This window comes from Mycobacterium sp. ELW1 (assembly GCF_008329905.1).
In the GTDB taxonomy this organism is placed as follows: Bacteria; Actinomycetota; Actinomycetes; order Mycobacteriales; family Mycobacteriaceae; genus Mycobacterium.
Window position 1 is genome coordinate 4,900,440 of sequence record NZ_CP032155.1, and the last position, 26,000, is coordinate 4,926,439.

Sequence of the window (26,000 nt, forward strand, 5' to 3'; positions counted from 1 at the left end):
CGACTCGGGGATCGGCACGTCGACAGAATACGATCGCAGGCGATGTCCACGACAGCCGATGACCTCGCCGTGCACGAACGGCATGTGCCCGTCATCAGCCCGGGACCGTTGGTGCCGGTCGCCGACTTCGGCCCGGTCGACCGCATCGAAGGCTGGGTTGCCACCGCGATCATCACCGCGCTGGCAGCGCTGACCCGGTTGATGAGCCTGGCTTCGCCCACCGACGCGGGCACCCCGATCTTCGACGAGAAGCACTACGCGCCGCAGGCCTGGCAGATGCTGTCCAACTACGGCGTCGAGGACAACCCCGGCTTCGGGCTGGTGGTGCACCCGCCGGTGGGCAAGCAGATGATCGCATTGGGCGAGGCGATCTTCGGCTTCAACGGAGTGGGCTGGCGGTTCACCACCGCACTGCTGGGCGTGATGCTGGTCCTGCTGGTGGTTCGGATCGTGCGGCGGATCAGTCGCTCGACGCTGGTCGGATCGATGGCCGGGCTGCTGCTGATCGCCGACGGGGTGAGTTTCGTCGCGGCGCGCACCGCCCTGCTCGACGGCATCCAGACCTTCTTCGTGGTCGCGGCGTTCGGGGCGCTGATCGTCGACCGCGACCAGGTCCGCGAGCGAATGCACAACGCCCTGCTGGAAGGGCGCATCGCCGAGACGCCGTGGGGTCCCCGTCTCGGGGTGCGGTGGTGGCGCTTCGGCGCGGGGGTGCTGCTGGGTCTGGCGTTCGCGACGAAGTGGTCGGGGCTGTACTACATCGTGTTCTTCGGCGCGATGTCGCTGGCGTTCGACATCGCCGCCCGGCGCGCCTACCGGGTGCCGCGGCCCTGGTTCGGCACGATCCGCCGCGACGTCGGGCCGACCGCCTATGTGTTCCTGGCGATTCCGTTCGCGGTGTACCTCGCGTCGTACGCGTGGTGGTTTTCCTCCGAGACCGCTGTCAATCGGTACGAGGTGGGCCAGTCGATCGGCGAGCGGCAGTGGTATCAGCCGCCGGATGCGATCCGGTCGCTGTGGCACTACACGTACAAGGCGTATCACTTCCATTCGACGCTGACGAACGCGAACGGCAACCACCACCCGTGGGAGTCCAAGCCGTGGACGTGGCCGATGTCGTTGCGGCCGGTGCTGTATGCAATCGACAACCAGAACGTCCCGGGCTGCGGCGCCGCCTCCTGCGTGAAGGCCGTGATGCTGGTCGGCACCCCCGCCATGTGGTGGCTGGCGGTGCCGGTCCTGTTCTACGCGGTGTGGCGCGCGTTCATTCGACGCGACTGGCGCTACGCCGTCGTGCTCACCGGTTACAGCGCCGGATTCCTGCCCTGGTTCGCCGACATCGACCGGCAGATGTACTTCTTCTACGCGGTGCCGATGGCGCCGTTCCTGGTCATGGCGATTGCGCTGATCCTCGGCGACATCCTGCACGCGCGCAATCAGAATGCCGAGCGGCGAACGCTCGGGCTGATCGCGGTGAGCTGCTACATCGCGCTGGTGATCACGAACTTCGCCTGGCTCTACCCGGTGCTGACCGGCGTGCCGATCTCGCAGGCGACGTGGAACATGGAGATCTGGCTGCCCAGCTGGCGCTAGAGCGGATATGCGGTTATCCGCAGCGCGAGATCGACAGCAAGGTCGTGATTCCCAGATTTCCACAGCCCTGAGGTCGATTTCGCGGTCCTGACTAGTAGGTTCTGATCCCGCGCCGCAGCATGCGGTCATGTCGTCGCCGATCATCGGAAGTGCCGCAATCGCCGGCGGGCTGCTCACGCGGGGCCAGCTGCGCTGGAACTACGTCGCACTACATCCGGACGTGTACATCCCGAAGGGATGCGAGCGCACCCTCGACGTACGCACGAGGGCTGCTGCGCTGTGGGTGCCGGACGGCATCATCGCCGGGCGGGCGGCGGCCGCACTCCACGGGGCTTCATGGGTCCCCGCGACCGTACCCATCGAGCTGATCGGCCATGCCCGACGCCGCCAGACCGGCGTCATCGTGCGCGAGGAACGCATCCGCGTGGGCGAGTGCGGGCCGATGGCAGACCTTGTCGTCACGACGCCGGAGCGCACCGCGCTCGACCTCGCTCGCCACCTGGGGCGAGGCGAGGCCGTAGTCCACCTCGACGCTCTGGCCGCGGCTACCGGAATCGACCCTGCCGCCGTGCTCTCGCTTGCCGATCGCTACCCGGGAGCACGAGGTATCCGACAAGCGCGAAACTCGGTATCGCTCATGGATTCCGGCGCCCAGTCGCCACGAGAGTCCTGGCTGAGGCTGCTGTTGATCGACGCGGGATACCCTCGCCCCGCCACTCAGATTCCGGTCTCGGACGGCTACACAACGGCGTTCATCGACCTGGGCTGGGATGAACCGAAGATCGGACTGGAGTACGAGGGTGCGCACCACCAGTCCGATCGCGGCCAACACGTTCGCGACATCAGCCGCTACGACATGCTCGAGGCCATGGGCTGGCTGATCATCCGCGTGGTGAAGGAGCACAGCCGCGCGTACATCCTTCACCGCGTAGACAACGCCTTCACCCGCCGGCGACTCTCACTGGCGAGACCTGCGTGAGGGTCGTCATTCCGGCCGACGAACAGCCATGGTGTCGATCTCACCGAGGTTTTAGAGCCCCAGCAGCGGCTTCAGCAGTTCGCCGATCGCGGCGACGCCACCGGGCTTGTACCCGCTGATCGTCGCAGCGGACAGGATGACGCCGTCGACGCCCGCGTCGAGCACCTTGGTCTTGATCTGGTCGGCGATCTGCTCCGGGTTGCCGAAGACAGCCTGCTGCTTGAAGTCGTCCGGGATCATGTCGGCGGTGATGTTTTCGTCGATGAGCGCGATCGCGAGCACACTGGTCTCCAATGTGGCGGGGTCGCGGCCGATCTTCTCGCACGCGTCGGCGACCACCTGAACCTTGCGGGGCAGCTCGTCGAAGCCGGCGATGATGTTCAGGTGATCGAAGTGCTTGGCAGCCAACGGGATTGTCTTCTTCTCGCCGCTGCCGCCGATCATCAGCGGGATGTGGTCGCGGAAGCGCGGATTGGCGAACGCCTCCTTGGTTTGGTAGTACTTTCCGTCCACCGTCACTCGCTCGCCCTTGAGCATCGGCAGGATGATGTCCAACGCTTCGTGCAGCTTGTTGAACCGGTCGGTGAAGGTGCCGAACTCGTAGCCCAGCGAGTCGTGCTCGAGTTCGAACCAGCCGGTGCCGATGCCGAGAACCGCCCGGCCCTGGCTCATCACGTCGAGGGTGGTGATCTCCTTGGCCAGCAGGGCCGGGTTGCGATAGGTGTTGCCGGTGACGAGCGTGCCGAGCTGAACCCGGTTCGTCGCCGTCGCCAGCCCGCCCAGCGCGGTGTAGGCCTCCAGCATCGGCTCCTCAGGCGCACCGAGCCCGGGTAGTTGATAGAGGTGGTCCATCACGAAGACGGAGTCGAACCCGGCGGCTTCGGCCTCCTGGGCCTGCGCGATCACGGTCGGAAACAGCTCGGCGACGCCGGTGCCGTAGGAGAAGTTGGGGATCTGAAGTCCAAGTTTGATTGCCACGTCTGTGAACCTAACCCCGACTAAGCGGAGCGCGCGCCCCGTTTCACTCTCCGCGAACCCGGGAATAGGCCGCGCCGTAAGGTCGGAGCCATGAAAAGCCGTGCCGCGATCGTCCGTGAGGTCGGCGGCTCATGGTCGGTCGAGGATTTCGAGCTCGATCCCCCGCGCTCCGGCGAGGTGCTGGTGCAGATGGCCGCCGCCGGGCTGTGCCATTCCGACGACCACATCCGCAACGGCTTCATGTCACCGCCCTCCGGACCAAGGGATGCCCCGACGTCACGTCCCCCGACCATCGGGGGCCACGAGGGTTCGGGCGTGGTCGTCGAGGTCGGCCCCGGTGTCACCGGGCTGGCTCCCGGCGACCATGTGGTGACCTCCTTCGTCGCGGTGTGCGGCCACTGCCGCTGGTGCGCATCGGGCATGGAGTACCTGTGCGACAAGGGCGCCGGCGTGCTGACACCGGGCATGCCGACCGACGGCACATTCCGCCACCACACCCTCGACGGCCACGACGTCGGCCACACCTCCAAGATCGGCGCCTTCGCCGAACACACTGTCGTCGCGGCGGATTCGCTGGTGAAGATCGACCCGGACATCCCGCTGGTGCCCGCGGCGCTGCTGGCGTGCGCGATCCCGACCGGCTACGGCTCGGCGGCCCGTCGCGGGGGCGTGCGCGGCGGTGACACCGTGGTGGTGATCGGTGCCGGCGGCATCGGCACCGCCGCCATCCAGGGCGCCCGGATCAACGGTGCTACGACGATCGTTGCGGTGGATCCCCTTGAGAACAAACGTAAGTCGGCTGTCGCCTTCGGGGCAACCCACACGGCGGTCTGGGCGGCCGATGCGAAAGACCTGGTTCGGGACCTGACGCGTGGGGTGATGGCGGACTGCGTGGTCGTCGCACCGTCGGACATCACCGGTGACGATGTGCGCGACGCGCTGGCGCTCACCCGCAAGGGCGGCACCTGTGTGCTGACCGGTATGGCGCCGTCCGGCCCGCTGCCGGTACACCTCGACATCCAAGACCTGGTCTTGATGAACAAGACCCTGTGCGGAACTGTGTTCGGCTCGTGCAACCCGCGTTCCGAAATCCCGCTGCTGGCAGGCATGTACAGCGCAGGTCAGCTGCGCCTCGACGAGATGATCACCACACGCTACCGCCTTGACGACATCAACGACGCGTTCGACGACCTGATGCAGGGCCGCCTGATTCGCGGCGTCATCGACTTCGGGATCGCGTGAGCGCTCCCGTGTCATCTCCCCTGTCGGGTATCCGGGTGCTCGAGATCGGCGACCGCATCGCCACCGCCTACTGCGGAAAGCTGCTGCGCGACGCCGGCGCCGAGGTGACGATGGTCGAACCGCCCACCGGTCACCGACTGCGCCGATACCGACCCGACGGTGTCGCACCGTCCGACGGTGACAGCCCGTTCTTCTCGTTCCTGGCCGGCGGCAAGCGCAGCATCGCCGCGCCGTCGGTCACCACCGCCCTGCTGGACTCCGCCGACATCGTCATCCTCGGCGCCACCCCGCAGCAGGCCACCGAGTTGGGCCTCGGGTCGAACGAGATCGCCTGCTGCACAACGCCGATTGTCACCGTGTCGAACTTCGGCTGGAGTGGTCCGTGGACGGAGCTGCCTGCCACCGAGTTCACCATGCAAGCCTGGTGTGGCTCGACCGGGTCACGGGGAGAGCCGGAACGGCCGCCGATCGCCGTCGGCGGCGACCTGGGCGAATTCATCGCCGGTAGCTACGCCGCGTTCTTCGCACTCGCCGCGCACCGCGGCGGTGGCAGCTTCGACATGTCAGTGCTCGAAGCGATGACCACGTCGATGCAGGTGTTCTCCTGGCTGCGTAAGGAATTGATGCTCCTCGAGGTGGTCGGGCGTTCGACCGAAGTGCCGTCCGTGGAGCGCGCCAAGGACGGCTACGTCGGAATTTCGATGGCGACCGGCCAGCAGTGGCAGGACTTCTGCGCCATGGTCGAATGCCCCGACCTGGCCGACGTTCCCGAGCTGCGATTCCAGGTCGGCCGCTGGGAACAGCGCGACCTCATCCGGGCCCGAATCGGCGACTGGTTCGCCACCCATACCGTCGCGGAGATCGTCGAACTGGCCGAGCTGTTCCGGATTCCGATGGCGGCCATCGGCAACGGTGAAACCCTGCACGGGATGGATCATTTCGTCGCACGGAAGTCGTTCGTCGATCATCCCGCCGGATTCCGGGCGCCGGGCCCGCCGTGGCGGATGAGCCGCACGCCCCCGCTACCGCCGGCGCTGCCGCCGGCTGTCGGTGACACCGCGGGCGACTGGACGCCACGGGGGAAGCCGGACCGCACGGGCCTGCCGCTCGACGGCGTCCGGATCGTGGATCTGACCGCGTTCTGGGCCGGCCCGGCCGCCACCCATCTGCTGGCGATGCTCGGTGCCGACGTGGTGAAGATCGAGTCGGTGCAGCGCCCGGACGGGATGCGCTTCGCCGGCGGGTTCCGCGCGGACGTCGAACGGTGGTGGGAGTACAGCTGGGTCTTCCACGGCGTCAACTCCGGCAAGCGCTCAGTGACCCTGGACCTGGAATCCGACTATGGCAGAGCGCTTTTCGGCCGGATGGTCGCCGAGGCCGACGTGGTGATCGAGAATTTCACGCCCCGGGTGATGGAGAACTTCGGCCTGGGCTACGAGGCGCTGCGCGGATTCAACGAGCAGATCATCGAGGTCCGCATGCCCGGGTTCGGGCTCGACGGCCCGTGGCGCGATCGAGTGGGCTTCGCGATGACGATGGAGCAGCTCGCCGGGCTGGCCTGGATCACCGGCTATCCCGACGGCCTGCCGACCGCACCGCGCGGCGCGTGCGACCCCCTGGCCGGAGTGCACGCCGCGTTCCTCACCCTCGCGGCTCTGGAGCACCGCCGGCGCACCGGGCAGGGGCAGCTGATCGAGGTGCCGATGATCGACGTGGTGCTCAACGCCAGTGCGCTGCAGGTCATCGAACGGGACGCCGCCGGCGTGCTGCTGACCCGCCGCGGCAACCGCGGGCACGAGTTCGCCGTGCAAAACGTCTACGCCTGCGCCGGGGATGACCAGTGGGCGGCGGTCAGTATCCGCCACGACTCCGACTGGACCGCGCTCACAGCGCTTCTCGGTCAACCGGACTGGGCTCACAACATCACCTACACCGCCGACGCCGGCGACCTCATCGACGGCCATCTCGCCGAGTGGCTTGCGACCCGGCCCCGAGACGAGGCCGTCGGAGCACTGCTCGCCGCCGGGATACCCGCGGCACCCGTTCTGCAGCCGCCCGACGTGATCGACAACCCCTCGCTGCAGGCACGTGGGTTCTTCCAGACGGTGTCACACCCGTTGTGCGGACCACTGCCCTACCCACGGCCGCCGGTCACCGGGCACTTCGTCGCCGAGGCGGCTCCGCTACTGGGTCAGCACAACGCGGACATCCTCGGCGGCACGCTGGGCTTGACCGATCAGGACCTGGCCCGCCTGGAGGCCGACGACGTGATCGGGTCCTGGCCGCTCGGCCTGTGACCGCCCGTCCGGTGGATCCAGTCACCGGGCTTCACTCTCCAGGTGCGGCGGGCGTATTCGATCTCGGTGTAGGGCCATTGCGTGACGATGCGACCATCGGGTGAGCGGAAATAGCTGCCGCACTGCGTCCACACCGTCTGTTCGAGTTCGGCGGAGATCTCGTCGTTGAATCGCCGTTCGGCGTCCGGGTTCACCTCCAGCGTGCCGCCCTTGCGGCGCAGGCGCGCCACCGCGTCGGCGGCCAGCCGGGCTCCGGCCTCCAGGATGTAAACGATCGAGTTGCCACCCTGATTGGTGTTGGGCCCGTACAACATCAGGAAATTCGGGAAGCCGCTCACCGCGACGCCGAGGTAGGCGCTGGGGTCCTCGCCCCAACGCTCGTGCAGCGACTGTCCCCCGACGCCGGTGACCTCGATGCCGGCGAGGTAGCGGCTGGTCTGGAATCCGGTGGCCAGCACGATGACGTCAGCCTCGGTCGTCGACGACGCGGTGCACACCGCATTCTCGGTGACCTTCTCGATGGGCTCGGTCACCAATGACACGTTGTCCCGCTGCAGTGCGGCGTAGTAGTCGCCGCCGAGCAGCACTCGCTTGCAGCGGAACGGGTAGTCCGGGGTGAGCGCGTCGCGGAGCTGTTCGTCGGTGACGTTGCGGCGCAGGAACTCTTCGGCGATGTGCTGTCTCCCCGTCACCCTGGGGTCGTCGATTCGCAGCGCGGTGTTGTCGTGCTGTTCCTTCCACAGCCGCCACCGCTCACGGCGCCCGGCCCAGGGGATGCGATGGAAGCGGTCGAGCTCACCGGCGGTGAAGGCACGATCGTCCTTGGGCACCATCCACGGCGGTGTGCGCTGGAAGACCGTCAGCTGGGCGGCGTCCCTGGCCAGCTCCGGAACGATCTGCACCGCACTGGCTCCCGTGCCGATGACCGCCACCCGGCAGCCGGTGACGTCGGCGCGCGGATCCCACCGCGCCGTGTGCATGATCGAACCGCCGAAGTCCGTCAACCCGTCGATATCGGGCAGCTTGGGCTCACCGAACAACCCCACCGCGCTGATCACCACGTCGGCGTAGAACGCGAAACCGCTTCCGGTACTGACTGATTCGAGGTCGAGATCCCACTGTTGCGCGCCTTCGCTCCAGCGCAGGCTCCGCACCGCGGTGCCGGTCAGCAGGTGCCGCTCCAGATCGAAGTCCTTGGCCACCGACTCCAGGTAGGCCAGGATCTCCGGCTGCCGGGCGTAGGTGCGGCTCCAGTTCCGGTTGGGCGCGAACGAGAACGAGTAGAGGTGGCTCTGGATGTCGCACGCCGCACCGGGGTAGGTGTTCAGCCGCCAGGTTCCGCCGACTCCGTCACAGCGTTCGATGATCGCGATGTCGTCGATACCGATGCGCCGCAACGCGACCGCCGCGGCAAGCCCGCCGAACCCGGCGCCGATGATCGCCACCCGCGGTGATCGCCGCCGCACCACTGCCCGCAGCCGGCCGGTCAGGTATCGAGCTTTCATCTCCCGGCACCGCGCGAGATCTCGAGCCCGTCGAGCGTGCCGGCCGCCCGCCACGCGGCCAGTATGTCGGCGTATTCGGTTGGGGTGCCGTAGAAAAAGCTACCCTGCCGGGTGGTGGCGTTGGCCATGCCTTCCCGGTTGTAGTACCCCGGGGTGCAGTTCCTGGCGCGGTCGGCGGTCCCCGCGGATCTGCCAACCACGATGTCCACCCAGTTGTCCTCGGCGGCCGCCGTCGATTCGACGCGGGTCACGTTGCGGGCCAAGCTCTCGGCGATGATCCATGCGACGTGGGTGGCCTGGACGTCGAGCAGGTAGGGGAAGTTCACCGTGAAGCCCGACTGCGCGATGCTCTCGACGAAGAGGTTGGGGAACCCGGCGACCATCAAGCCGTGTAGCGTCCGGACTCCGTCACACCACTTGTCGGTCAATGTGAGGCCGTCGCGGCCGAGCACCTCGAACCCGGTGCGTCGCGCGTACTCGGTGCCCACCTCGAATCCGGTCGCGAAGATCAGGCAGTCGAGTGGATGCTCGACACCGTCGACCATGACGCCGCGTTCGGTGATGCGGTCCACGCCGCGGCCGTGGGTGTCGACCAGAGTCACGTTGGGGCGGTTGAACGTTGCCAGGTAGTCGTCGTGGAAGCACGGCCGCTTGCAGAAGTAGCCGTACCACGGTTTGAGCGCCTCGGCGGTGTCCGGATCGGCCACGATCGCGTCGACGCGGGCGCGGACCTCCTCCATCTTCGCGAAGTCGGCCAGCTCGCCATCCTGCATCACCAGCAGCGTCTTGACGATGCTGGTCCAGGCGTCGGCCACCAGGTCCTCGTCGGCGTCGCCGCCGGCGGTGAGCTGCTGGAAGTTCTCGATGCGGCGCCGTTGCCAGCCAGGCGTCAGCGTCGCGGCCCATTGTGCATCGGTGGGCCGGTTGGCGCGGACGTCGACCGATGACGGGGTGCGCTGGAACACCGAGAGATGACCGGCGGCGCGCGCCAGGTGTGGGACGCACTGCACGGCCGTCGCACCGGTACCGATGATCCCGATCCGCTTGTCGGCCAACAGTTCCAGGTCTGCCCCGGTGTAGTCGTAATCCCACCGGCTGGTGTGGAAGGTATGCCCGGCGAACGACGCGATGCCGGGGATGCCCGGGAGTTTCGGCTTCTGCAGGTACCCGTTGGCCATCGAGACGAACCGGGCGCGGATCGCGTCACCGCGATCGGTGTCCACGATCCACCGCTCGCTCCGCTCGTCCCACCGGATCCGGCGGACCTCGGTGTGCAGGAGGGCATTGCGATAGAGGTCGTAGTGCTCCGCGATGCGCCGGCAGTGCGCGAAGATCTCCGGGCCCTTGGCGTACTTCTCGGTCGGCAGATAACCGACTTCCTCCAACAGCGGCATGTAGACGTAGGACTCGACGTCGCAGGCGATGCCGGGGTATCGGTTCCAGTACCAGGTGCCGCCGACGTCGGCTGCCTTGTCGATCAGCCTGATGTCGGCGATGCCGAGTTCCCGCAGCCGGGCACCGGTCAGAAGACCGCCGAACCCGGCGCCGATGATCGCGACGTCGACCTCGTCGGTGACCGGCTCGCGCGGCTCGGGCGCACCGGACCACGGGTCGGATGCGAAGCCGGCGAAGGCACCGGCCACCTCGACGTACTGACCGATACCGTCGGGGCGCAACCGGATCTCGCGCTCCCGCGCATAACGGGCGCGCAGCGCCTCGGGATCGAACGGCAGTCCGGTCACGCCGTACCCACCGCGGTGGCGATGACTTTGGTCTCGAGGTACTCGGAGAAGCCGGCCACACCCATCTCGCGGCCGTTGCCCGACTGCTTGTAGCCGCCGAACGGGGTGTCGGCCGAATACCACACTCCCCCATTGACACTGACCGTTCCGGTCCGCAACCGCGCAGCCACCGAGGCCGCCCGCTCCGGGTCGGAACTCCACACCGCCGCGGACAGCCCGTAGGGCGAGTCGTTGGCGATGGCGACGGCGTCGTCGTCACCGTCATGCGCCAGCACCACCAGCACCGGGCCGAAGATCTCCTCGCGCGCCACTCGTGCCGAATTGTCGAGGCCGCGAATCACCGTGGGCGCGATGAAATATCCGCGGTCCAGCCCGCCAGGACGACCTCCGCCGCAGGCAAAGGAGCCGCCTTCATCCAGTGCCAGGTCGAGATAGCCCTGCACGCGGTCCCGCTGACGCGCCGAGATCAGCGGGCCGCACACCGTCGCGGGATCGGTCGGGTCGCCGACCGCGATACCGCCCATCGCCGCGGCGGTGGCATCCACGGCCTCGTCGTATCGGTTGCGCGGCACCAGCAACCGGGTGGTGAACGCGCAGCCCTGGCCGGCGTGCCGGGAGACCGCGACGGCAGCCGCGCCGCATGCCCGGCCCAGATCGGCGTCGTCCAGCACGACGAACGCCGACTTGCCGCCGAGTTCGAGGAAGACCTTGGTGATGTTGCCGGCTGCGGCGGCCATCACCGCGGTACCGGTGGTTGTCGACCCGGTGAACGACACCACGTCCACTCGGGGGTCCCCGCACAGCTGCGCACCCAGTCGCGGATCGCCTGCGGTCACGATGTTGACCACACCCGGCGGGAAGTCGGTGTGTTCGGCGATGATCCGGCCGATGTGGGCGGCGCACCACGGTGTCTCGGGAGCGGGCTTGAGGACCACGGTGTTGCCTGCCGCCAGCGCCGGCCCCAGCTTGGCGAGGTTGATCTGATGCGGGAAGTTGAACGGTGTGATCGCGCCGACGACGCCGTACGGCTCACGGACCACCCAGCGCTGCGTCGCGATACCCATCGGGGATGCCACCCCGAGATCGGTTTTCCACGAATAGCTTTCGGCGGTGTCGGCGGGGAAGGCCAGATCATTGACCGGGCCTTCCAGGTGTGAACCGTGCGTGAAGGTCACCGGCGCGCCCACCTCGGCAACGGTCACCGAGCGCAGTTCCTCGATCTCCGCGATCAGAGCCGTACGCAACTGGCGAAGGCAATGCACGCGCAGCGCCACATCACGGGCCCAGTCGCCGTGGTCGAACGCGACGCGCGCGGCGGCGATCGCACGGTCCATGTCCGCGTTGTCGGCGTCGGCTGCCAGCCCGATCTGCTCCTCGGTGGCCGGATTGACGGTGCCGAACGTGCCCGCCCCGCCGGGCACCAGCTTCCCGTCGACCAGCAGATCGGTCACAGCGGGTCCCGGGCCACCGGACATGACATGCACCGCGGACCGCCGCGGCCGGTGCCGAGCTCGGAGGCGGCGATCGGCAGCACTTCGATACCCGAATCCTGCAGCCGGGCATTGGTTTCGGTGTTGCGTTCGTAGGCGACGACGACGCCGGGGGCCACCGCGAGGGTGTTGTTGCCGTCGTCCCACTGCTCGCGTTCGGCGGTCACCGGGTCCAGCCCGGTGTCGATCACCCGCAACGCGGTTCCCATCGCGTCGGCGGCCGCCTTCACGAACGGCGCCTCGTCGAGGATTTTCACCCCGTCGGGTGTGCGTTTGATGGTGAACGCCGACAGCGAGTCACTGATCGCCGGGTACATCACCACTGCGTCGACGTCGACCATCGTGCAGACGGTGTCCAGGTGCATCTGGGCCCGCTCCTGGGCGATCGGAACGGCCAGCACCGTGTGGGCCAATCCGTCATCGAACAGGCTGCGCGCCAACGCTTCCGCACCCGCCGGGGTGGTGCGCTCGCCGACGCCGACGGCCACCACGCCAGGCGAGAGCAGTAGCACGTCTCCGCCTTCCACCGGCGCCGTGTGCGATTCGTAGGCGCGACGCACACCGAGGAAGCGCGGGTGATGCGCGTAGATGAGGTCGGTGAGTGAGGTCTCACGCATCCGCGCGGGCAGCGCCAGTGAGGTGATCGCGACCCGAGGGCCGATCCAGAACGACGAGTCGCGGGTGAACAACAGGTTCGGCAGCGGCTCGATGACGAAATCGCCGCCGTGATGCATCAGCCGGACCAGCGACATGTCCGACGTTGCGCCCGAGGGCAATTCGGTGAAGGTCATGCCCGCCATCAGCACATGCGCCAGCGCCGCCGGCTCCAGGCTGCGCAGGTACGCCGAAAGTTCCTGCGCCAGAGGAAGTCCCAGGCGCCGCGCATCGACCGCCGCGGAGATGCCCTGCATCCTGGCCGCCCCACTGTTGAGCGCCTCGGTCAGCAGTTCGGACAGCAACAGCACTTCCACGCCCCGCGACCGCAGCAGATCGGCGAACGCATCGTGTTCCTGCTGGGCCCGCGCGACCCACGGCAGACCGTCGAACAGCAGTTTGTCGTTGTTGCGTGGGGTCAACCGCTGCAGTTCGGCGCCGGGACGGTGCAGGATGACGACCCGCAGCGTCCCGACCTCGGAGTTGGAGCCAAGTACGGCGGCAGTCACGAATAGCACCGTAACAACACCTCAGCCAGCTCATCTATCGTCGACGTGTGACCGAGCACGAACTGGGGCCCGGCGAGCTCGCGGCGCGAGCCGGTGTGGCGATCTCGGCACTGCATTTCTACGAGCGCGAGGGCCTGATCAGCAGCCGCCGAACGTCGGGCAACCAGCGGCGTTACTCTCGCGACACGCTGCGGCGGGTGGCCTTCATCCGGATGTCCCAGCGCCTCGGCATCCCCCTGGCCAGGGTCCGCGAAGCACTGGCCACCTTGCCGTCCGACCGGGTTCCCACCAGCCGGGACTGGGCGCGGCTGTCGGCGGGCTGGCGCGACGACCTCGATGAGCGGATCGGCCACCTGCAGCGGTTGCGCGACAACCTCGCCGACTGCATCGGCTGCGGTTGTCTGAGCCTGCGCAGCTGCGCACTTTCCAACCCGGAAGACGTCCTCGCCGGACACGGTCCCGGGGCGGCGAAGCTCTGATTTCGAACAGACGTGCGATATCCTCGAGCCTGTGTCTGTCCCGGTTCAGGGCGCACTGTTCGAGCACAGTGAGCGCCGAGAGCTCGGTGCCGGCGCGTGGATCGACATGCGCTCGGCATGGGTCGACGACGCCGATGCGTTGTTCGACGCCCTGCTCCACGACGTCGCCTGGCGCGCCGAACGGCGGCAGATGTATGACCGGGTGCTCGACGTTCCGCGCCTGGTCAGCTTCCACGATCTGCTGACCGAGCCGCCGCCGAATCCCGCGATCACGAAGCTGCGCCGTCGCCTCAACGATGTGTACGCCGGCGAATTGGGTGAGCCGTTCACCAGCGCCGGGCTGTGCCTGTACCGCAACGGCGACGACAGCGTGGCATGGCACGGCGACACCATCGGCCGCAGCAGCACCGAGGACACCATGGTGGCGATCGTCAGCCTCGGCGCCACCCGAGTGTTCGCGCTGCGGCCCCGCGGCGGCGGACAGTCGCTGCGGCTGCCGCAACACCACGGTGACCTGCTGGTGATGGGCGGTTCGTGCCAACGCACCTGGGAGCACGCCGTACCCAAAACCGCGCTGCCGAAAGGCCCGCGGATCAGCATCCAGTTCCGCCCGCGCGACGTGCGCTGAGCTCAGCCGCGGATCGCGTTGACGCCGGCGACCAGCAGATCGCGGGCCCGCCCGGTGTTCACCGGCACGACCGGCTTGTCGGGCAGGACCAGCGGGTTGGCGCTCACGATCACCTGATAGACCCCGAAATGGGCGGAGTAGTTGTACGTCTCGCCGGTGCGCGCCTGGTTGTTGACCACGGCCTGCAGCACCCGGTGGACGCCCAGCGTCGTGGCGCCCTCGACCGTGGGCGCCTCGACCGACTCCACCAACCCGCGTATCGCGCTGCCACTGAAGGTGACCTTGCGGCAGTCCGGCCCGGGTTCGGTCACCGGCACCGCCGAATCGGTTTCGACGGCGATCACGATGAAGCGGTTGCCCTGGCCCTCGGCCGACACGGCGGCCATATTGCCCTGGGTGCCCTGCGGCACGAGTTGTCCGGTGGCGTACTTCGCACAGGACGGCGGATCGAAGGTCAGGCCGTCGGGCAGTTTCTGGCCGGCCAGCACCTGCGGGTCGATTCCGGTCTTGGCGACCTCGGAGACCGTGAAGTCCGGACCGAAGCTCGACTTCACCGTCGTCACCTTGGCGATATCGGCCTTCGGTCCGGCCGGTGCGCCCGATGAACACGCGACCACAAGTCCGGCGCACACCACTGCGACGACCGCGCCGGGTTTCAACATCGTGGCCAATGTACCTGCCTCACCCGCGCAAGGCAGCGACCGAAGCGACCAGGAGTTCGCCGACGGACCGGGAATCCAGTGCCGGATGCGGTGATCCGGGATCGGTGACCAGGGTGACGTAGACGACGTGGCCGTCGGCGTAGGCCTGCGCGGTGACGGCCTGCCCGTCGACCTCGGTGCCGGACTCGACGACGGTGCGGGTGGTGACCGTCATCGCGACGGTCCGGGCACCGTCGATGCCGGGCGCTTCGGACGCGGGCGCCAGGGTCACATCACCGGTGGTGTGCGCGAACGTCATCGTCCACCGGGCGCAGTCATCGACCATCGCGTCATCCGGCGCCGGCTGGGCGGGCACCGCGACGACGACGTAAAGGGTTCCGCCCGCCCCCGACGCCGAGTAGCCGCGCGCGCCGTGATCGGCGGGCGCCGGGTCTGCCAGCCCCGCGCACTGCGGCGGGTCCGCCGTCCATCCGGATCCGAAGCCCCACAGGCCCGCAGCGCTCACCGGCCCGGCCACGTCGGCGATCTCATAGCCGACCGGAAGCGACGACCGGATGCGTTTGATGTTCGCCGGGTTGAGCACGCCGGCGCCGGGTGCCGACGTCGACGAGGACGACGACGACGACGACGGCGGCGCAGTCTGCGCGCACGCCGCCAGACCGACGCCCGTCGCCAGGCACAGTGTCGTCGTCAGGCAGACGATCAGCCGCCGCACGGGGCCTTGATACCACTGATTGTTCGGCCGGTGCGCGTGCCTCGCGGGCTAACGTGTCAGCCATGTGTACTCGAGTGCTGTGGAACACCAATGACCTAGCAGTCCTCACCGGGCGCTCGATGGACTGGCCGGAGTCCACGCAACCGTTGATCGTCGGGTTTCCCCGCGGGCGGGACCGCGACGGCAGCCGGCCGACCGGAATCGTCGCCGACCCGAATCCGCTGCAGTGGACCAGCCGCTACGCCAGCCTGGTGACGACCGTCTACGGACTGGGCACCGTGGACGGCCTCAACGAGGCGGGCCTGGCGGGCCACGGGCTGTACCTGAACGAGACGGACTTCGGCCCGCGCGACCCGGCCAAGCCCGGGGTGCAGGCCGGACTGTGGTTGCAGTATCTGCTGGACCAGGCGGACACGGTGGCCGAGGCGCTTCGGTTGATGGACGAGATTCAGCTGGTGAAGGTGTCGGCCCACGGACGCGACGCCAACCTGCACGTCGCCCTCGAGGACGCCGGTGGCGACTCGGCGGTCATCGAATTCGCCCAGGGCCAGGCGGTGGTCCACCACGGCCGCCAGTTCACGTTGATGACCAACGATCCCACCTACGACGAGCAGCTGAATCTGCTTTCCCTGCAAGACTTTTCCCATCCGAGCCGGGAGATGCCGTTGCCGGGGAACGTCAACCCGGTCGATCGGTTCCAGCGCGCCGCTTACTACAGCGCTCTGCTGCCCACACCGAGTTCGCAGCGCGAGGCCGTTGCGAGCGTGATGGCGATCATGCGCAATGTGTCGGTTCCGTTCGGCGCGCCCTATGGCGACTTCGGCGTCTACAACACCGAATACCGGACAGTGACCGACCTGACCAACCGGATGTACTTCTTCGAGTTGACCACCAGCCCCAACGTCGTGTGGGTCGACATGGACCGGTTGACGCTCGACGACACGCCAGTCGCCGTCGACCCCTACGACGAATCGCTGATCGGCGACATCACCGACCGCTTCACGCCGCGCGAGATGGCGTTCTAGCGGTTGAGGCGCCAGATGTCGGTCGACATCAGCGTCGCGAACGAACACCACAACGGGTAGGGCGCCAGCGCCGCTCCGAGCTTCGGGTCCACCGCTGCGGATCTGCGCGCCAAATCGGCACTGCTGATCGCGAGCGCACCGGCCGCCACCGCTGACGGCCCGAGCTTGTGCGACTTGAAGAACAGCCAGCTCCACCCGGCATTGAGCACCAGGTTGGCGCCCAGCGCGCCGATGTAGGCGCGGGCCTTGGCGTCTTCGCCATTGTCACGCAGTTTGTCGATCGTCGCCGCCGACGTCACGGCGATGTCGGCGTACAACGTCGTCCACGCCACCGGAAACACGGCGTTCGGCGGAACATAGCGGGGTTTACGGATCCGCGGGTACCAGGTCTCGACGCCAGCCTTGCTGGCGATGCTCCCGGTCACGGCGGCAGCGGCGGTGGCCAATGAGGTTGCGACGATGGACTTTCCCATGGCGCCAACTTACCCACGCGCAAGATCTGCAAACGCGTGCCCTCGGCGGGCGTCACACAGTGGTCAGAACCGGGCTCGGTGGCGACCGACTCCGGCGTGCGCCGGTGTGGCGGTTCCGGGCTGCGGTCGCGCGGACCGGGATTGCGGCGTGCGGGGTTTGAGGCCTGCGGCGCCGTGTGGCCGCGCGGTCACGCGGGCAGTGGCGGGGGCCGGACCGCTCGGTGGCATCGCGGTGGGAAGCATCGCGGTGGGAAGCCGTGTGCCGCCGACCCCGAAGGGTCCGGCGGGCGTCGTTCCGAGTGGACGCCCCAACCCAGCCGCGTGCAGTCCGTCGTCCAGTCCGACGGGGATCGCGGCGAGGAGATCGCGGACCATGGTCGCCGGGTCTTTCGGATTGCTCAGCGTCGCCGGCGTCGGCTCGCCCGGGCTGATGGTGCGGTCGTAGGCCCATTCGACGATCACCCGCAGCGGTGCGTCGAGGACGTCGAGGATCGGTCCCGGTACGCCGAGCTGGGCCAGCGGCATGAGCAGCGGCAGGCGCCGGGTTGGCAATAGGTAGTACGTGGTGTCGCCGGTGGTGCCCTGATTCAGCGCGCCGGCGACGGACACGGTGTAGTGCTCGTGCAGGTACACGATGCCGGCCAGCGCGTTGAGGTCGGCCAACAGGTTCAGCGGACGCCGCGGGAAGTCGGCCCATCCGTCGTACTGCTGCGCGATGTCGGCGGTCAGGAATCGACAGTTGGTGCCGCCGGCATCGCAGCTGTCAGTGGGGGTCGCACCGTCGAATGTGACTCCGAGGACGGGGATGTAGAGGCCCGCGAAGCGTTCGAGAAAGCCTCCGTTCGGCCGGTTCGGATTGCTGACGACCACGAACGAGATGGCCGGCGGCGCGCCGATGGAGGCGCGGTACTGCGCGATGAGGTCCCGCTTGACGATCGACGCGACCCTCGCGCTCTGCGAATACCCGAAGACCACGTAATCCGATGCTGGGCCGTCGGCACCGAGATGCGTTGCCTCGCATGATGTCCGGCCTTGCAGGCAGTTGCCCAGATTAGCGGCACCTGCCGCGACAGACGTGTCGAAACGGTCCGCGCCGGCCACCGGCCAGAACTGTTCGGGGGTGCCGACGGCGACCCGGTGGTAGGTGCCGGGATCCGATGAATCGGCCCGTACCGCCCCGGTGGGGGCGATGAAGAGATCGAGCGCGCCCTGCGTGAACTGCTCGATGAAACCGCGGGACTCACCCACCAGAGGGTGTCCCGTGCCGCCCATTATCAGGGCGGTGGTGGCCGCCAGCTGAACAGCGACGGTCAGCATCGCCACCGCGACGACGCCCGACACGGCCAGGCACAGCAAGCGCACCACGGTGCCCATGGCGCCCCCCACACGCCGGGCGCAACGCCCATGATGGCTTCACCCGACCCACCACCGCGACCACGCTGCGCCATTGCAATTTCGCGGCCTCAGCCCATGGTGCGCCTGTTTCTGCAGTGCCGTGGGAAAAGCGGTTTCACAAAGATTTCATGTGGTTTCGCTGTGAAGGGCACTAAGCTGCTCAATCGAATTTCGTTGGTCGCTGGAAAGAGCGCGCCACAACAAAAGGAGAACTCGTTCGATGAACAAGATGACGGCGGTAGCTACGGCGGGCCTGGCCGCCGTTTCCTTGAGTTTCGCGCTCGTCGGGTGCGGTTCTGACAGCAAGAACGACAGCAAGACGTCCACCTCCACGTCGACGTCGACGTCCACCGAGACGTCCACCTCGAAATCCACTGAGACGTCGGCAAGTCCGGCTCCGGCCGCCGGCACGAACAAGACCATCCAGGATTACCTGAAGGAAAACCAGATCACCGAAACGCCGGTCAAGCGTGGCGATCCCGGTTCCCCCAACATCGATCTGGCGATGCCGCCCGGGTGGTCGGACGCCGGCCAGCAGACCCCGGACTGGGCCTATGGGGCGATCGTCTTCGACAGCCCGCAGGACAAGCAGGACCCGCCGAGCATCATCGCGATCGTCTCGAAGTTGACCGGCAACGTCGACCCCAAGAAGGTTCTCGAGTTCGCGCCGGGTGAGCTGCAGAACCTGCCGGGGTGGACGCCCCTCGGCGACGGCGCCAACAAGAGCACGCTGAGCGGTTTCGACGCCGTTCAGCTCGGTGGCAACTACACCAAAGAGAGCAAGAAGCGGATCATCGCCCAGAAGACGGTCGTGATTCCCGGCCAGGACGGTCTGTACGTCCTGCAGATGAATGCCGACGCGCTGGACGGCCAGGAGGGTCCGCTGATGGACGCCACCAACATCATCGACGAGAAGACGACGATCACTCCCTGATCGGTGTCGTGAGGCGGCTGTCGGTGCGTGCGTCGCGCGCCGGCAGCCGCTTTGTCAGTCGGGAGGGTTTCGCATGACATCTGAAGAGCCGCAGGAACCCGAGGAACCCACGGTGTCCACGGGCCGGCGCATGGTCGCCTCGATGAGTCCGCGCGCCGTCTGGTCGATGGCCGACGGACAGCCGGTGGTGATCAAGCAGTTTGTCCAGTTCTGTCTGATCCTCGTGTATCCCGCGTGGATTGTCGGGATGCTCTTTGCGGTGGCGTTCTATTACGCGGGCTACGCGGTGCTGTGGGTATTGTTCGCGCCAATTCGATTGTGGATGAAGAAGAATCGGCCCGACGAGTATGCGGCGAGCCAGCTGAAATAACCGGCGTTATCCCCAGTTCTGCATTCATCCACAGGTCGATTCCTGTTGCCTCATGTCAAGATGCGCGCGTAGGAGTTTTGGCTGCCTTGTGTATGAGTGCGCGTTTGTTGACGCTGTCTCCCGGTTTGCTGGTGGTCAAGATGAGGAGTTGGTTGGTCAATGCGTGAATCCGGCGTTGGATTGCGGCGGGGTTGATGTTGCTTTGGGCTAGTGTCAGCGCGAGGATCCGGTCTTCGTCGACCATGGACGGGTGGTTGATCAAGCGCCGAAACGGAGTGGCTGCCTCGTCGTGCTTCTTGGTGACCTTCGCACCGTGACGGACCTTCGATACCAGTTTCTGCTGCGGGTGATAGTAGTTGGTGAGTTGGGACTGCAACTGCCATATCTCGTTGAGCAACAACATCTCTGACGCTGTTGTGTAGCGGTGATAGCCCACCACCGTGCGGACCACCGCCCAGTTCTTCTGTTCGACGTGACAGCCGTCGTTCTTATTGCCCGGCCGCGCCCGGGTGAAGGTGATCTCGTTGTCCACGCACCATTGCAGTAGGTGGGTGTTGATGAACTCGGCTCCGTTGTCGGAGTCCACCCCCAGGATCGGGAATGGCATCCGTTCAACGATGACTTTGAGTGCGCGGAAGACACATGTCGCCGCCTTGCTGGGAATGGAGCGGTTCTCGGTCCACCCGGTGCAGATATCGGTCACGGTCAACGTGAAGGCGAACTGACCCCAGGCGCAGCCTCCGTCGTGGGAGACCAAATCGATCTCGACGAAACCGGGCCGGTCGTCCTGCCAGTCGGCCCAGGTTCTGACCGGGATCTGACTCTTGAGCAGCGACCCTGGCTTCGTGGTGGCACGCCCCCTGAGCTGGTGTTTGCGCCGTTCGGGAGCCAACCGTCGATCGATGGTGGCCGCCGACATCGACACCACCAACGCTGCAGTCTGGTCATCGATGACCAACTCCTGAAAATGGCGCAACACCGCCACCAATTCGCCCAACATCGGCGCCAATCGCTTGCCGGCCGGCATCCCCAGCACCGTCCAGCACACCGTCAGCGCGGCAATGACCTCTGGCCCGTACTTCACTGGTCGCGGCCTCTGCGAGGCCGCGACTTTCGGCGTCAACGCCGCCATAAGCGCCTTACGTGCGTGATTGCGATGCCAGCCGGTCGTGGCACACAACTCATCGAGAATCACGCCCTTGGCCCGCTTGTCGGCTCGCACATAGCGAACCGCAATCGCCTCGGTTACCGCCCTGCGTTCGGCCAACGTCAACCCCATCACCCGGGCCTACCGACGACATTGCTGACCGTTCACCTAGGCACGCCGCACGCGCGCATTTTCAGTGAGGCAACGAACAACGAATTCGCCGCCCTTCGCGCGCATTTCAGATGAGTCAACGCGCGATTGCGGCCTCGGGTTTTTGTCGGTGGTTCGAACTAATGTTCGATGTATGAGTTCGATCGACGTCGTGCTGGAGGCACTCGACGATGTGGTCGAGGCGTTGGCCGCGGTCGATCTCGATGTGTTGTCACCGCCGGATCGGTTCCGGGTGCTGCAGCGGTTGGAGACCGCCCGTCGTCGGCAGGTAGCGGTCTCGCATGCGGTGGTGGGGCGGTTGGAGCAGTTCGAGGGGTGTCCCCCGGTACCGATCACCCTGGCTGATGTGTTGCGGATCAGCCCGCGAGAGGCCAAACGCCGGATCCGCGATGCCGAGCAGGTGGCGCCGCGGCGAGCGTTGACCGGGGAACCGTTGCCCCCGTTGCTACCCGACACCTCGGCGGCCTGGCACGCCGGACAGTTGGACGGCGAGCATCTGCGGGTGATCCAGAAGTTCTTCCGCGATCTGCCCGAGCATGTCGGGCCGGTCGAGATCGAGAAGGCCGAACGGACTCTGGCGGAGCACGCGGTGAATCTGCGGCCCGATCAATTGGAGAAGATCGCCCACCGGCTCGCACTGCACCTCAACCCCGACGGCACGTTCTCCGATGAGGACCGCGCCCGTAAACGCGGGTTCGTCTGGTGCGGTGGGCAACAGGTCGACGGGATGAGTGTGGGCCGGCTGATCGCCGACCCGCAGTTGCGGTCCATGCTGGATGCCTGGTTCACCAAGTTCGCCGCACCCGGAGTGTGCAACCCCGCCGACCAGACACCCACCCTCAGCCCATCCGAGGAGGTGGCCGACCGTGACCTGCGCAGCCACGGCCAACGTCAGCACGATGCGTTGACCGCGTTGGTGCGTGGTCAACTCGGTGACCCGAAGTTGGGTCAGCACAACGGGTTACCGGTGACGGTGATCGTCTCGGCCACCCTGCAGGACCTTCAGGCCACGACCGGGCACGCGGTCACCGCCACCGGCACCCTGCTGCCCGTCCCCGACGTCATCCGGATGGCGAGCCACGCTTACCACTACCTGGCTCTGTTCGACGGGGTGCGCGGGCAGGCGTTATGGCTGGGCCGCACCAAACGGGTGGCTTCGGCTGATCAGCGGATCATGTTGCACAGCAAGGACCGCGGCTGCACCCGCCCCGGCTGCGATGCACCCGGATACCTCACCGAAGTCCACCACGTCGACGAGTGGGCCCAGGGCGGGCTGACCAACATCGACACACTCACCCTGGCCTGCCCGGCCGATCACCGACTCCTCGACCACGGCTGGAAAACCCGAAAACTCGCCAACGGCGACACCGAATGGATACCCCCACCACGCCTACCCATGCTGCGCGGCGGCGTCAACGACTACCACCACCCCGAACGACTACTGGGAAGCTAGGCCCGGGAGAACGCCGACGCCTCGGCGACCTGCTGCGGGGTGGGCCGAACACCGGTGTACCGCTCGAACTGTTCGGCCGCCTGCAGCGCGATCACCTCGGCACCGGTGATGACCTGCTTACCCGCCGCCCGCGCTGCGGCGATCAGCGGCGTCTCCGACGGCACAGCGACCACGTCGAAAACGGTCCGCGCAGCGGCGATCACCGCGTCGGCGTAGGCGGGCTCGTGTTCCTCGGGGCCCTCGGCCATTCCGATGGGCGTCACGTTGACGATCACCGAGGCGCGGAGGTCGCCGACCTCGCTGCGCCAGTCGTAGCCCAGCCGTTGCGCCAAGTCCGGGCCGCTGTCGGAATTCCTGGCCACGATGGTGCCATCGCCGAATCCGCTGTCCCGGAACGCCGTTGCCACCGCGCTCGCCATCCCTCCGCTGCCGCGGATCAGCACCGCCGAGTCCGGATCGAGGCCGTGTTCGGCGATCAACCGCTGCACAGCGGTGTAATCGGTATTGGCCGCGGTCAGCACACCGTCATCGTTGACGATCGTGTTGACCGCGTTGATCGCTCGCGCCGAGTCCTCCACATGCTCGACCAGCGCCAGCACATCCTGCTTGAACGGCATCGACACCGAACATCCGCGAATCCCCAGCGCCCGCACACCGCCGATGGCGGCCGCGATATCGGTTGTGGTGAAAGCCTTGTAGATGAAATCCAGGCCGAGCTGCTCATAGAGATAGTTGTGGAACCGGGTGCCGATGTTGCTGGGCCGCGCGGCCAGCGAGATGCACAACCGGGTGTCTTTGTTCAGCGCAGGCTTGGCCATGTCATCCGACCGCCCGCAGGACCTGGCGCGCCATGCTCCGGATCTCCGCGGCGAGCTCTGGATCAATCTGTATCGCATTGTCTTTCGGGACGTCGAACTCGGTGGTCACCACTCCGGGCTCCTCGCGCTCCCAGTGCGCGCCGAAACGGTCGAGGATCGTCCGCATCGGCAGGTTGTCCCCGAGCACCCGCGCCGAGAAGCGCTTCACTCCCCCGACCCGCGCCGCGATGATCAACGCATCCATCAGGAAGTTTCCGATGCCACGCCCCTGATACGCGTCGCCGACGATGAACGCGATCTCGGCGGCCGACGGATCGGCTTCATCCCGGACGAACCGCACGTCGGCGACCACCGGGCCGTCCGCACCGTCGACGAGGACCCACACGAAATGATCGACGTAGTCGACCTGGAACAGGTAGTTCATCAGCGCCATACTCGGCGCCCGCATCGACATGAACCGGCGATAGAGCGTCTCGGAGGAGAACTCCACCGGACCGTTCGACGTCCGGGCGCTGTCACCGGGCAGCACCGGACGCAGCCACAGCTCGGTGCCGTCCTTGAGGGTCACCGGGATCGGGGTGACGAAAGCCGCCAGTCGCTGCCGGGCCGTGCGAACCAGCCGCTCGCTGATCCCCGGCAGCTCGGCCATGGTCTCGAACGCCGCATGGTCACCGATGTAGCCGGTGAGCGGCTCTGTGGTGGTGACGGTCGCGGTGCGGGGCGTGTCACGTAGGAGAGCGATCTCACCGACGATCACACCGGCAGAGACCGAATCCAGAACGATGTCACCGTCATCTCCGACGTGCCGCACCTCGGCCCGGCCGGTATCGATGAGCAGGAACGACACGGCCTGCTCGCCCTGGCGCATGAGCACCCGCCCGGGCGGAGCCTGCAATGGTCGTAGCCGTTCGGCCAGCGGGCGCAGCAGCTCAGGCCGGCACCCTGCGAACACCTCCATCTGCGCCAATCCCTCGGCGCGTACGGTGATCAACTCCGGTGCCGCCCCCAGTGCCGACGCCAGGCCGCTTTCGCTGCCTTCCGTCGTCATGCGACCTCCATAGTCATCGACTTCGAGGCTACCGATGGGCCGCAATCCGGCGGACCGATTCGGCACACCAACCGTATCGGGTTGCTCAACTATCGCCCCGACGGCGCGGGCCCGCGCTAGTGTTTGCTGACACAGGGCGCAAACGTCGGGGGTGCTGCGTATGCCTGCTCAATTCTGCCGTTTCACGGCAGCCAAGCGAGCCGTGACGACGGTGACGGCGGCGGCGCTCATCGCGGCCACACTCACCCCGGTTCCCAATGCGGCGGGGCGGTCGGTGTCGCACGGCCCTATCCATCTGCCGGTGGTGCTGATGGCCGCGATCGACGAGGCGCCGACCACGCTGGGCATCGCCGACTCCAATCTGTACACCTTGTCCGAGGCGGATCTGAACAAGACCCTCGACGAGCTGCAATCCCTCGGCGTCAAAGACGTCCGGATCGCGGTCCCGTGGATCTTTGTGCAGCCCACCAGTTCTCAGAGCTATGACTGGTCGAGGCTGGACATGGTGGTCAACGCCGTCGCCGAACGCGATATGGGCGTGCTCGGTGTCATCAGCGCAACCCCGGCCTGGGCGGGCTTCCCGCTCAACGGACACCCCAACCCCGCCACTTACGCCGCGTTCGCCTCGGCCGTCGCGACCCGCTACCAGGGCAAGATCTCGGCGTACGAAGTCTGGAACGAGCCGAACGGTGTGACGTTCTGGTCGCCGGTCAGCGCGAAGGCCTACACCGACCTGCTCAAGGCCGCCTACCCCGCGATCAAGGCCGCCGATCCGAACGCCACCGTCATCGGCGGCGTGTTGGGGGCGGTGGGCAACATTCCGGGTGTGTCGACCAGCGCGGTGAAGTTCGTCAATCAAATGTATGCCGATGGGGCACATGGCTTTTTCGACGCTTTGTCCTTTCACCCGTACCACTATGTGACCCCGTTCTCCAAGGGGACGATGCCCGCCGAACCCATCGAACAGGTCGCGGCCATCCGGGCTTTGATGGCAGCCAACGGCGACGCCGACCTCAAACTGTGGGCCACCGAATACGGTCTGCCGACCAGCGTGGTGTCGCAGGCTCAGCAAGCCGCCTACATCCACGATTTCGTGGTCGCATGGCAGCAGGTGACCGGCGCCGGCCCGATGTTCATCTACACCACCCGCGACACCGCGACCGGCGCCTTCGACGACGAGGCCAACTTCGGCATCTTCACGACCAATTGGACCCCCAAGTTGGCGGCTCAGACCGTGGCCGCGTTGATCGCCGATCTGGCGGACGGCACCGCCGAACCCTTCGACGTGACGCCCTATATGCCGGCCAATCCGTTCCTGCAGGGCGTCCAGGTTTTCATCCGTCAGCTGATCAATCAGGCGCTCGTGGTGCCGAAATTCATTGTGCAGCTGGTGAGTAGCGTGGTCAACGCAGTGGTGAAGACCATCGCCGCGGGTCTGGGCATCCCGACCGCCGGACGCACCGCCGCGACCAGGACGTCGGCCCCGGCGGCACTGACCGCCGTCGCGCCGAACCCGCGCAGGGCGGTCGCGACAAGCAAGCGCCAACCGGCCACAGCCACCGCCACTCCCAGCCCCGCGGCCGCGTCCGCACCGAGCGCACAACGCCGTGGCAAGCCCGCTCAGCAGCGCGCCGATCGGGCAGCATCCGGCGGGTCAACCGGACACAGCTCCACGGGGCATTCCGCGCGCTGA

General features: G+C 67.1%; 23 protein-coding genes. 11 read left to right on the plus strand and 12 right to left on the minus strand.

Annotated elements, in window-relative coordinates; translation table 11 throughout:
* Positions 1-42 precede the first annotated feature (42 nt).
* Together D3H54_RS23345 and D3H54_RS31305 are read left to right on the plus strand one after the other, a co-directional pair.
* Positions 43-1,593 (plus strand): dolichyl-phosphate-mannose--protein mannosyltransferase, encoded by a 1,551-nt coding sequence (locus tag D3H54_RS23345; RefSeq protein WP_149381589.1) that lies wholly within the window; start codon positions 43-45, stop codon positions 1,591-1,593.
* Positions 1,594-1,720: 127 nt separating this feature from the next.
* The gene (locus D3H54_RS31305) at positions 1,721-2,572 is read left to right on the plus strand and encodes a hypothetical protein (protein ID WP_168214949.1); all 852 of its coding nucleotides are present in this window, start codon (positions 1,721-1,723) and stop codon (positions 2,570-2,572) included.
* A 51-nt stretch (positions 2,573-2,623) separates the two neighbouring features.
* On the opposite strand, the gene D3H54_RS23355 is transcribed toward D3H54_RS31305, so the two are convergent.
* Positions 2,624-3,550 (minus strand): LLM class F420-dependent oxidoreductase, encoded by a 927-nt coding sequence (locus D3H54_RS23355; RefSeq protein ID WP_149381591.1) that lies wholly within the window; start codon positions 3,548-3,550, stop codon positions 2,624-2,626.
* Positions 3,551-3,640: 90 nt separating this feature from the next.
* Between D3H54_RS23355 and D3H54_RS23360 the strand changes: the two genes are divergently transcribed.
* Positions 3,641-4,792 carry a Zn-dependent alcohol dehydrogenase gene (locus D3H54_RS23360; protein WP_149381593.1) on the plus strand — a complete coding sequence of 384 codons (1,152 nt, stop codon included), beginning with the start codon at positions 3,641-3,643 and terminating at the stop codon, positions 4,790-4,792.
* Positions 4,793-4,800: 8 nt separating this feature from the next.
* A complete protein-coding gene (locus D3H54_RS23365; protein WP_149383704.1) occupies positions 4,801-7,089 on the plus strand; it encodes a CaiB/BaiF CoA-transferase family protein in 2,289 nt (762 codons plus the stop codon).
* On the opposite strand, the gene D3H54_RS23370 is transcribed toward D3H54_RS23365, so the two are convergent.
* Genes D3H54_RS23370 through arcA form a run of 4 tightly spaced genes read right to left on the minus strand, consistent with a single transcriptional unit; the run spans position 7,029 to position 12,989 of the window.
* Positions 7,029-8,594: a flavin-containing monooxygenase gene (locus D3H54_RS23370; RefSeq protein WP_149381595.1), complete on the minus strand. Its 1,566-nt coding sequence runs from the start codon at positions 8,592-8,594 to the stop codon at positions 7,029-7,031. The two genes, D3H54_RS23365 and D3H54_RS23370, sit on opposite strands and share 61 nt — an antisense overlap.
* Positions 8,591-10,336 (minus strand): flavin-containing monooxygenase, encoded by a 1,746-nt coding sequence (locus tag D3H54_RS23375; RefSeq protein WP_149381597.1) that lies wholly within the window; start codon positions 10,334-10,336, stop codon positions 8,591-8,593. Before D3H54_RS23375 ends, D3H54_RS23370 begins: the two co-directional genes overlap by 4 nt.
* Complete coding sequence (locus tag D3H54_RS23380) at positions 10,333-11,811, minus strand: aldehyde dehydrogenase (RefSeq protein WP_149381599.1); 1,479 nt, start codon at positions 11,809-11,811, stop codon at positions 10,333-10,335. Before D3H54_RS23380 ends, D3H54_RS23375 begins: the two co-directional genes overlap by 4 nt.
* Positions 11,784-12,989, minus strand: a complete 1,206-nt coding sequence (gene arcA / locus D3H54_RS23385; RefSeq protein WP_149381602.1) for an arginine deiminase — start codon at positions 12,987-12,989, stop codon at positions 11,784-11,786. The genes D3H54_RS23380 and arcA overlap by 28 nt, the downstream gene beginning before the upstream one ends.
* Before the next feature lie 47 nt (positions 12,990-13,036).
* On the opposite strand from arcA, the gene soxR reads away from it, so the two are divergent.
* Complete coding sequence (gene soxR, locus D3H54_RS23390; RefSeq protein WP_149381604.1) at positions 13,037-13,468, plus strand: redox-sensitive transcriptional activator SoxR; 432 nt, start codon at positions 13,037-13,039, stop codon at positions 13,466-13,468.
* Positions 13,469-13,499: 31 nt separating this feature from the next.
* Positions 13,500-14,096, plus strand: coding sequence for an alpha-ketoglutarate-dependent dioxygenase AlkB (locus D3H54_RS23395; protein WP_149381606.1), 597 nt, complete (start codon positions 13,500-13,502; stop codon positions 14,094-14,096).
* A 2-nt stretch (positions 14,097-14,098) separates the two neighbouring features.
* On the opposite strand, the gene D3H54_RS23400 is transcribed toward D3H54_RS23395, so the two are convergent.
* Both D3H54_RS23400 and D3H54_RS23405 read right to left on the minus strand, forming a co-directional pair.
* Complete coding sequence (locus D3H54_RS23400) at positions 14,099-14,758, minus strand: DUF5642 family protein (protein ID WP_149381608.1); 660 nt, start codon at positions 14,756-14,758, stop codon at positions 14,099-14,101.
* Between the two features lie 19 nt (positions 14,759-14,777).
* Entirely contained in the window at positions 14,778-15,473 is a 696-nt protein-coding gene (locus tag D3H54_RS23405; protein ID WP_286198986.1) for a DUF5642 family protein, read from the minus strand.
* A gap of 62 nt (positions 15,474-15,535) precedes the next feature.
* On the opposite strand from D3H54_RS23405, the gene D3H54_RS23410 reads away from it, so the two are divergent.
* Positions 15,536-16,498 carry a linear amide C-N hydrolase gene (locus D3H54_RS23410; protein ID WP_149381610.1) on the plus strand — a complete coding sequence of 321 codons (963 nt, stop codon included), beginning with the start codon at positions 15,536-15,538 and terminating at the stop codon, positions 16,496-16,498.
* Here D3H54_RS23410 and D3H54_RS23415 read toward each other — a convergent pair.
* Together D3H54_RS23415 and D3H54_RS23420 are read right to left on the minus strand one after the other, a co-directional pair.
* Complete coding sequence (locus D3H54_RS23415) at positions 16,495-16,971, minus strand: TspO/MBR family protein (protein WP_115316997.1); 477 nt, start codon at positions 16,969-16,971, stop codon at positions 16,495-16,497. The genes D3H54_RS23410 and D3H54_RS23415 overlap by 4 nt on opposite strands.
* Positions 16,972-17,034: 63 nt before the next feature.
* Positions 17,035-18,345, minus strand: a complete 1,311-nt coding sequence (locus D3H54_RS23420; RefSeq protein ID WP_149381612.1) for a PE-PPE domain-containing protein — start codon at positions 18,343-18,345, stop codon at positions 17,035-17,037.
* Positions 18,346-18,586: 241 nt separating this feature from the next.
* Here D3H54_RS23420 and lpqN point away from each other — a divergent pair, with 241 nt between their 5' ends.
* A complete protein-coding gene (gene lpqN / locus D3H54_RS23425; protein ID WP_149381614.1) occupies positions 18,587-19,300 on the plus strand; it encodes an envelope biogenesis lipoprotein LpqN in 714 nt (237 codons plus the stop codon).
* A gap of 73 nt (positions 19,301-19,373) precedes the next feature.
* Entirely contained in the window at positions 19,374-19,670 is a 297-nt protein-coding gene (locus tag D3H54_RS23430; protein ID WP_149381616.1) for a hypothetical protein, read from the plus strand.
* A 55-nt stretch (positions 19,671-19,725) separates the two neighbouring features.
* Here D3H54_RS23430 and D3H54_RS23435 read toward each other — a convergent pair whose 3' ends face one another.
* Positions 19,726-20,949 (minus strand): integrase catalytic domain-containing protein, encoded by a 1,224-nt coding sequence (locus D3H54_RS23435; RefSeq protein WP_149379351.1) that lies wholly within the window; start codon positions 20,947-20,949, stop codon positions 19,726-19,728.
* Between the two features lie 172 nt (positions 20,950-21,121).
* Between D3H54_RS23435 and D3H54_RS23440 the strand changes: the two genes are divergently transcribed.
* Positions 21,122-22,441: an HNH endonuclease signature motif containing protein gene (locus D3H54_RS23440; RefSeq protein WP_149381618.1), complete on the plus strand. Its 1,320-nt coding sequence runs from the start codon at positions 21,122-21,124 to the stop codon at positions 22,439-22,441.
* Here the strand turns inward: D3H54_RS23440 and D3H54_RS23445 are convergent.
* Together D3H54_RS23445 and pat are read right to left on the minus strand one after the other, a co-directional pair.
* Complete coding sequence (locus D3H54_RS23445) at positions 22,438-23,259, minus strand: shikimate 5-dehydrogenase (protein ID WP_149381620.1); 822 nt, start codon at positions 23,257-23,259, stop codon at positions 22,438-22,440. The two genes, D3H54_RS23440 and D3H54_RS23445, sit on opposite strands and share 4 nt — an antisense overlap.
* Before the next feature lies 1 nt (position 23,260).
* Positions 23,261-24,307: an acetyltransferase Pat gene (gene pat / locus D3H54_RS23450; protein ID WP_149381622.1), complete on the minus strand. Its 1,047-nt coding sequence runs from the start codon at positions 24,305-24,307 to the stop codon at positions 23,261-23,263.
* A 160-nt stretch (positions 24,308-24,467) separates the two neighbouring features.
* On the opposite strand from pat, the gene D3H54_RS23455 reads away from it, so the two are divergent.
* Entirely contained in the window at positions 24,468-26,000 is a 1,533-nt protein-coding gene (locus D3H54_RS23455; protein ID WP_149381624.1) for a cellulase family glycosylhydrolase, read from the plus strand.

Bases quoted from the DNA above. Each gene is read 5' to 3' on its own strand.
- D3H54_RS23370 (WP_149381595.1), bottom strand. From the start codon at position 8,594: ATGAAAGCTCGATACCTGACCGGCCGGCTGCGGGCAGTGGTGCGGCGG.
- D3H54_RS23440 (WP_149381618.1), top strand. From the start codon at position 21,122: ATGAGTTCGATCGACGTCGTGCTGGAGGCACTCGACGATGTGGTCGAG.
- D3H54_RS23455 (WP_149381624.1), top strand. From the start codon at position 24,468: ATGCCTGCTCAATTCTGCCGTTTCACGGCAGCCAAGCGAGCCGTGACG.
- D3H54_RS23415 (WP_115316997.1), bottom strand. From the start codon at position 16,971: ATGGGAAAGTCCATCGTCGCAACCTCATTGGCCACCGCCGCTGCCGCC.
- D3H54_RS23345 (WP_149381589.1), top strand. From the start codon at position 43: ATGTCCACGACAGCCGATGACCTCGCCGTGCACGAACGGCATGTGCCC.
- D3H54_RS23420 (WP_149381612.1), bottom strand. From the start codon at position 18,345: ATGGGCACCGTGGTGCGCTTGCTGTGCCTGGCCGTGTCGGGCGTCGTC.
- D3H54_RS23410 (WP_149381610.1), top strand. From the start codon at position 15,536: ATGTGTACTCGAGTGCTGTGGAACACCAATGACCTAGCAGTCCTCACC.
- D3H54_RS23360 (WP_149381593.1), top strand. From the start codon at position 3,641: ATGAAAAGCCGTGCCGCGATCGTCCGTGAGGTCGGCGGCTCATGGTCG.
- D3H54_RS23400 (WP_149381608.1), bottom strand. From the start codon at position 14,758: ATGTTGAAACCCGGCGCGGTCGTCGCAGTGGTGTGCGCCGGACTTGTG.
- D3H54_RS23430 (WP_149381616.1), top strand. From the start codon at position 19,374: ATGACATCTGAAGAGCCGCAGGAACCCGAGGAACCCACGGTGTCCACG.
- pat (WP_149381622.1), bottom strand. From the start codon at position 24,307: ATGACGACGGAAGGCAGCGAAAGCGGCCTGGCGTCGGCACTGGGGGCG.
- D3H54_RS23445 (WP_149381620.1), bottom strand. From the start codon at position 23,259: ATGGCCAAGCCTGCGCTGAACAAAGACACCCGGTTGTGCATCTCGCTG.
- D3H54_RS23380 (WP_149381599.1), bottom strand. From the start codon at position 11,811: ATGTCCGGTGGCCCGGGACCCGCTGTGACCGATCTGCTGGTCGACGGG.
- D3H54_RS31305 (WP_168214949.1), top strand. From the start codon at position 1,721: ATGTCGTCGCCGATCATCGGAAGTGCCGCAATCGCCGGCGGGCTGCTC.
- D3H54_RS23435 (WP_149379351.1), bottom strand. From the start codon at position 20,949: ATGGGGTTGACGTTGGCCGAACGCAGGGCGGTAACCGAGGCGATTGCG.
- lpqN (WP_149381614.1), top strand. From the start codon at position 18,587: ATGAACAAGATGACGGCGGTAGCTACGGCGGGCCTGGCCGCCGTTTCC.